The organism is Streptomyces sp. NPDC002690 (assembly GCF_053592415.1).
This window is the reverse complement of sequence record NZ_JBSFVR010000430.1, coordinates 1-5,838: the sequence shown is the minus strand read 5'-3', so window position 1 is coordinate 5,838 and position 5,838 is coordinate 1. Positions and strand designations below refer to the sequence as shown.

The window sequence follows — 5,838 nt, the reverse complement described above, 5'->3', positions numbered from 1 at the left end:
AGCCACTCGACGGCCGCCAGATGGTTCGCGCTGGTCGGCAAGCAGAACCACGTCCCCTCCTCGCCGGTGTTCATCCGCCCGCGGCGGTGGCGTCCTTGCGGCCGAGCCGGCGGCCGGCCAGCGTGTGGCGGCCCTCCACCTCTTCGAGGAGTGCGGCCAGCACCTCCTCGTTGGTCCAGCGGGGCCGCCAGCCGGCGTCGTGCAGCCGGCCCACGCTGACCACCCAGGGATGCATCGTGTAGGCGAGGTCACCGGCCGGAGAGGGGGTCAGTCCGATCCGGTGCAGCCGGGCGGCGGCGCCCAGCGCGACGGCCGAGGGCAGCTCCATGCGGCGTACCCCGCTGAGCTCCTCGACCTGTTCCTGCTCCAGCCAGCCGTCGCAGCCGACGGCGAACTCCCCGTCGATCAGTTCCAGCGCCGCGTACTCCAGGGCGCTGACCAGGTCCTCGACGTGGCAGAACTGCCAGGTGGGCCGCGATCCGGCCACCACGAGCAGCCGGGGGGACTCGAAGTAGCGGGTGAGCGCGGTGTCCGTGCCACCCACCAGGACGGCCGGGCGGACGACGGTGACGTTCAGACCGGGGTGGGCGCGCGGGGCACGGCGGCCGAGGCGTTCGATCTCCAGCAGGTCGCCGACGCCGGTGGCCTCGGCGGTGGCGCGCAGTTCCGCGTCCTCGGAAAGGGGGATGTCGTTGTCCGGCAGGGCGCCGTAGACCATCGCGGAGGTGCAGAGCACCACCCGGTGGACGCCCACGGCCGCGGCGGCGGTCAGCACGGTCTGCGTGCCGCGCACGTTGTACGCGGTGCGGGCCGCCGCGTCGGTCTCCAGATCGAGGTCGACGGCGAGGTGGACCACGACGTCCGCGCCCCGCAGTTTCTCCGCGATGGCGGGGTCCCGCACGTCGAGAACGTGCCAGGTCACCCCGGGCACGTCCGCGCGACGCTCGTCGATCGCGACGACCCGCCCGATCTCGTCCGACGCGGCGAGGTGTGCGGTCAGCAGCGCCCCCACCCCGGTCGCCGCGCCGGTGACCGCGACGACGGGGCCCCGCTTCCCGGAAATGTTTTTCGCGGGCTTCTTCTCGGTCATGGGGTCGTTCAGGTTTCGCGCTCCGCGAACCTGAGGATCTGGGGAACTCACCAGGCGTCTCCAGCGGTTGTCTTCAGTACGTACCCGAGTCGAGGCGTGCGTACCTGGTGGCGTCTATCCTGCCGCAGCCCGAGTCCCGGCGGAGCACTGAGCCCCTGAGCCGGAGCGGGTGTCTACGCTGGATGGTGACAAGCCGGGCATCGCCGCCGGATCCAGCCGGCGGCCCTACGAGCCGAGGAAACCCGTGAGTGACACCCCATTCGGATTCGGCCTTCCGCCGGAGGAGCCGGAGAACGGCGACGGCAAGAAGAAGGACCCCATCGAAGGTGGGCAGGGTCAGAGCGGACCGGCGAACCCGTTCGGCTTCGGTCCCGGTGCCGGCGGGGACAACCCGTTCGCGGCCATGTTCGGTTCGATGAACCCGAACGACCTGGGCGCCGCCTTCCAGCAACTCGGCCAGATGCTGAGTTACGAGGGCGGTCCGGTGAACTGGGACATGGCCAAGCAGATCGCCCGCCAGACGGTCTCGCAGGGCACCCAGGACGGCAGCAAGGACGCGAGCGTCGGACCCGCCGAGCGCGCGGCCGTCGACGAGGCCCTGCGGCTGGCCGACCACTGGCTGGACGGCGTGACCTCGCTGCCCTCCGGCGCGGTCACCACCGTGGCGTGGAGCCGTGCGGAGTGGGTCGAGGCGTCCCTCCCGGCGTGGCAGCAGCTCGTGGACCCGGTGGCCGAGCGCGTCGGCATGGCCATGGGCGACGTGCTGCCCGAGGAGATGCAGGCGATGGCCGGCCCGCTGATCGGCATGATGCGGTCGATGGGCGGCGCCATGTTCGGCCAGCAGATCGGGCAGGCGGTGGGCGTCCTCGCGGGCGAGGTCGTCGGTTCCACGGACATCGGGCTGCCGCTCGGTCCGGCGGGCAAGGCCGCGCTGCTCCCGCTGAACGTCGAGCGTCTCGGCAAGGACCTCAGCGTCCCGCTGGAGGAGGTGCGGCTCTACCTCGCTCTGCGCGAGGCCGCCCACCAGCGTCTCTTCGCGCACGTCCCGTGGCTGCGCTCGCACCTGTTCGGCGCGGTCGAGTCCTACGCGCGCGGCATCAAGGTCGACACCTCGAAGCTGGAGGACGTCGTCGGACAGTTCGACCCCTCGGAGCCCCAGCAGCTCCAGGACGCCCTTCAGCAGGGCATGTTCCAGCCGGAGGACACTCCGGAGCAGAAGGCGTCGCTGGCCCGTCTGGAGACGGCGCTCGCGCTGGTCGAGGGCTGGGTGGACGCGGTGGTCCACGAGGCGGCGAAGCCCCGTCTGGGATCGGCGGACGCGCTGCGCGAGACGATGCGCCGGCGCCGTGCCTCCGGCGGTCCCGCGGAGCAGACCTTCGCCACGCTCATCGGGCTGAAGCTGCGGCCGCGTCGGCTGCGGGACGCCTCGCGCCTGTGGGCCTCGCTCACGGACGCCCGGGGCCTGGAAGGCCGTGACGGCCTCTGGGAGCACCCGGACATGCTGCCGACCGCCCAGGACCTGGACGATCCGGACGGCTTCGTCCACCACGAGCAGCTGGACTTCTCCGAGCTCGACAAGATGCTCGGCGAGGCCGCGAGCGGCGGCGCCCTGTCCAAGGACCCGGCGCCCGAGGACACGGCGGCCGGTGACTCCGCGCCCGAGGACACGGCGGCCGGGAGCGACGGCCGGACCGACGAGACCGACGGCCAGGACGGCTCCGACCCGAAGGGCGACACGGACCGGTGAGCCTGCACCACGACGCCGCCCTCGTGCTCAAGGCGTACGAGGGCGGCGGTGACGCCGCTCAGGCGGAGCTCCGCCAGACGTACCTGGACCATCTGGACGCCCATCCGGACGGGATGTGGAAGGCGTGCGGGGCGGGGCATCTGACCGCCAGCGCGCTGGTGCTGGACCCGGCGGCGGACAGGGTGCTGCTGACCCTGCACCGGAAGCTCGGCATGTGGCTCCAGATGGGCGGCCACTGCGAGCCGGAGGACGCCACGCTCGCGGACTCCGCGCTGCGGGAGGCAACCGAGGAGTCCGGCATCGACGGCCTGGTGCTGCTGGCCGGCGGCCCGGTGCGCCTGGACCGGCACCCGATCCCGGCTCCCTGCCACTGGCACCTCGACGTGCAGTACGCCGCGGTGGCCCCCGCCGGTGCCACGCAGCGGATCAGCGAGGAGTCGCTGGATCTGCGCTGGTACGCGTACGACGAGGTGGCCGGGGTCGCCGACGCCTCGGTGGTGCGGCTGCTGGAGGCCGCCCGCGCGGCGCTCTGACCTGCCCGTACGCCACAGGGGCGGCCCCTTCCGCGATGGAGGGGGCCGCCCCTGTGGCGTACGGGGACGCGTGGTGCGTCCGGGATCGGTTCCCGCGTCCGGGATCAGTTCCAGGCGTTGTTCTGGTTCTGGTTCTGCGAGCCCACGCCGTACTGGCCGCGGATTCCCTGGCCGATCTGGGCGTGCTGCGGGGGCATGACCTCGCTGGGCTGGACCAGCGCGAAGCCCTCGCCGAGGAAGCTCAGCTCCCAGCCCTCGCCGGTGTTGCCCCGCCTGCGCATGACGCCCGAGGAGTGTGTCTGCGCCTGCATCTGGACCCGGAGCGAGCTGGACCAGGCGACGATGGCGTCGGCGTCGGCGTTGACGTACTTGTCCGGGGTGACCTGGAGCGTCAGCGGCTGGCCCGAGGTCATCAGCGCGACCTTGCCGGTGCCGGTGATGTTGAGCTGGTACTTGCCGGTGCCGGAGATGCCGTACTGGCTGTCCACGGCGATGACCTCGGTGTGCAGCGAGGAGTCGAGCGCCAGGACGTAGGCGCTGTCGACCGTCATCCCCGCGTGGTCGACGTCGACCACGTGGATGTACTGCGCGAGGTTGGCGAAGTACACGGTGCCCTGGCCCGTGCAGCGCATCAGGTCGAGGCCCTCTCCCGTACGGGCGCGGGCGTTGCGCTGGGAGTTCGACTGGTACTCGCCGTCGAACTCCATCAGCCCCTGGTAGGCGACCATGGCGCCCTTGCGGGCGAGCACGGCGTCGCTGCCCGTCAGGGAGACCCGCAGCAGCTGCGGGTTCTGGACGGTGTACCGCTCCGAGGACTGCTGCTCGGTATGGGCGAAAAGCGGACTCTGCATGGTGTCTCTCCCTCCCTTCAGGACCGGACGCGGAGGCGGTCGGTGCTGTCCTCGCTCGGCTGGACCACGACGATGCCCTGGCCCGAGAAGGCCATCTGATAGGCCTCGCCGCTGCCCCGCCCGATGAGCGCGCTCGCCTTGAAGCTCCGCTTGCCCTTGATCTTGAGGTTCGGCGACCAGGCGACGAGCGCGTCCGGGTCGACGTACGTCTCGTCCTCGCCCCGGCCGCAGTCGACCACGATCGGGGTGCCCCGGGAGGTGATGGCCACCCATCCGGTGCCTTCCACGACGACGTTCCACAGGCCCTGGCCGGCGAACTTCGCCATCCCCTTGACCCGCTCGACGCCCCAGCCCAAGTGGGCGTCGAAGGCGAGGAGGTTGGTGCCGTTGACCGAGATCGACTCGTTGTTGAGGTTGATCACGACCACGTCGGCGCCGTAGTCGGCGAGGTAGAGCAGTCCGTCGCCGGAGCACTTCATGACGGGGGTGCCCTCACCGGTGACCCACTGGGAGGCGATCTGCCGGACGGCGGGCGGGTTGGGTTCGTACTGGATGAAGCCTTCGTAGGCCACCATCGAACCCGTACGGGCGTAGAGGTCCTGGCCGGTGGCCATCGCCACCTTGAGCATCGAGTGGCCGTGGTTCTCCATCCGCGCGGTGACGGGGGTCGGGGCGTAGCCCGCGAGTTGCTGGTTCATGGCAGGCTCCCTCAGACCTCGTAGGGCTGGACGACGATGAAGTTCCCGGGGGCTCCCCGGAACTGGAGGTTCACGGTCTCCCCGCTGTGGCCGGGGTACGCGTTGCGGCGCAGCCGGACCTGGCTGGAGATGATGACCTGGGCGGCCGACGACCAGGCGACGACGGCGTTGCAGTCGGCGAAGGTGGTCGGCGTGACCGGCAGGACGACCGGCACACCGTGCGTCTTGACGACCACGGTGCCGGTGCCCTGGAACTGCATGGTGAACAGGGCTCCGCCGGGGATGCCGTGGCCCTCCACCCTGCGGACCTCGTAACTGAGCGATTCGTCGAAGGCCAGGACGTTCTCCGCGGAGACGCAGATGCCGTCGCCCTGGAGCTCGATGGGGTGCAGGTGGGCACCCTCCTCGGCGAGGAAGACCTGCCCTCGGCCGGTACAGCGCATGAGCTGCATCTCCTGGCCGGTGGCGTTGCCGACGACCCGGCCGGTGAAGCCGGCGCCCTTGTAGCCGAAGTCGACCTTGCCCTGGTACATCACCATGCTGCCTTGCCGGGCCAGCACGGCATTGCCGCCGAGGGTGAGATCGACCCGCATGAGCTGCTGGTTCTGCGGCGTCCAGCGCTGCCCGGTCGGCTTCTCCTTGTAGGGCTGGAGTGCCGCCGCGAGTCCGGCTCCGGTCGCCGGGGCGCCCTGGGGCACCCCCTGCGGGAGTCCGCCGGGCTGCTGCCCGAAAGGTGCCTGCGGCTGCTGCCCGAACTGCGGGGGCTGCTGCCCGTACGCCTGCGGGGGCTGCTGCCCGAACTGCGGCTGCCCGTAAGCCTGCGGCCGAGAGCTGCGGAGCCGGGGACAGGGGCGGCTGCTGCTGCTCCGGGATGATCGAGGAGACGGTGAAGTCGTCCGACGAGGGGACGGGTTCGCCA

The 5,838-nt window shown here is 71.3% G+C and carries 5 protein-coding genes and 1 pseudogene; 2 read left to right on the top strand and 4 right to left on the bottom strand.

Annotated features, from left to right (window positions below; genetic code table 11):
* Positions 1 to 76 precede the first annotated feature (76 nt).
* A pseudogene (locus ACWD3D_RS32505) lies at positions 77 to 1,141 on the bottom strand (SDR family oxidoreductase); the annotation flags it as partial.
* A gap of 193 nt (positions 1,142 to 1,334) precedes the next feature.
* On the opposite strand from ACWD3D_RS32505, the gene ACWD3D_RS32500 reads away from it, so the two are divergent.
* The gene (locus ACWD3D_RS32500; protein ID WP_451464323.1) at positions 1,335 to 2,837 is read left to right on the top strand and encodes a zinc-dependent metalloprotease; all 1,503 of its coding nucleotides are present in this window, start codon (positions 1,335 to 1,337) and stop codon (positions 2,835 to 2,837) included.
* Positions 2,834 to 3,370, top strand: a complete 537-nt coding sequence (locus tag ACWD3D_RS32495) for an NUDIX hydrolase (RefSeq protein WP_451464322.1) — start codon at positions 2,834 to 2,836, stop codon at positions 3,368 to 3,370. The genes ACWD3D_RS32500 and ACWD3D_RS32495 overlap by 4 nt, the downstream gene beginning before the upstream one ends.
* Before the next feature lie 104 nt (positions 3,371 to 3,474).
* Here ACWD3D_RS32495 and ACWD3D_RS32490 read toward each other — a convergent pair whose 3' ends face one another.
* The 3 genes from ACWD3D_RS32490 to ACWD3D_RS32480 all read right to left on the bottom strand — a co-directional run.
* Positions 3,475 to 4,221: an AIM24 family protein gene (locus tag ACWD3D_RS32490; RefSeq protein WP_451464321.1), complete on the bottom strand. Its 747-nt coding sequence runs from the start codon at positions 4,219 to 4,221 to the stop codon at positions 3,475 to 3,477.
* A gap of 17 nt (positions 4,222 to 4,238) precedes the next feature.
* Positions 4,239 to 4,919 carry an AIM24 family protein gene (locus ACWD3D_RS32485; RefSeq protein WP_451464320.1) on the bottom strand — a complete coding sequence of 227 codons (681 nt, stop codon included), beginning with the start codon at positions 4,917 to 4,919 and terminating at the stop codon, positions 4,239 to 4,241.
* Positions 4,920 to 4,930: 11 nt separating this feature from the next.
* Positions 4,931 to 5,838, bottom strand: a 908-nt coding sequence (locus ACWD3D_RS32480) for an AIM24 family protein (protein WP_451464319.1), incomplete at its 5' end; no start/stop codon positions are given.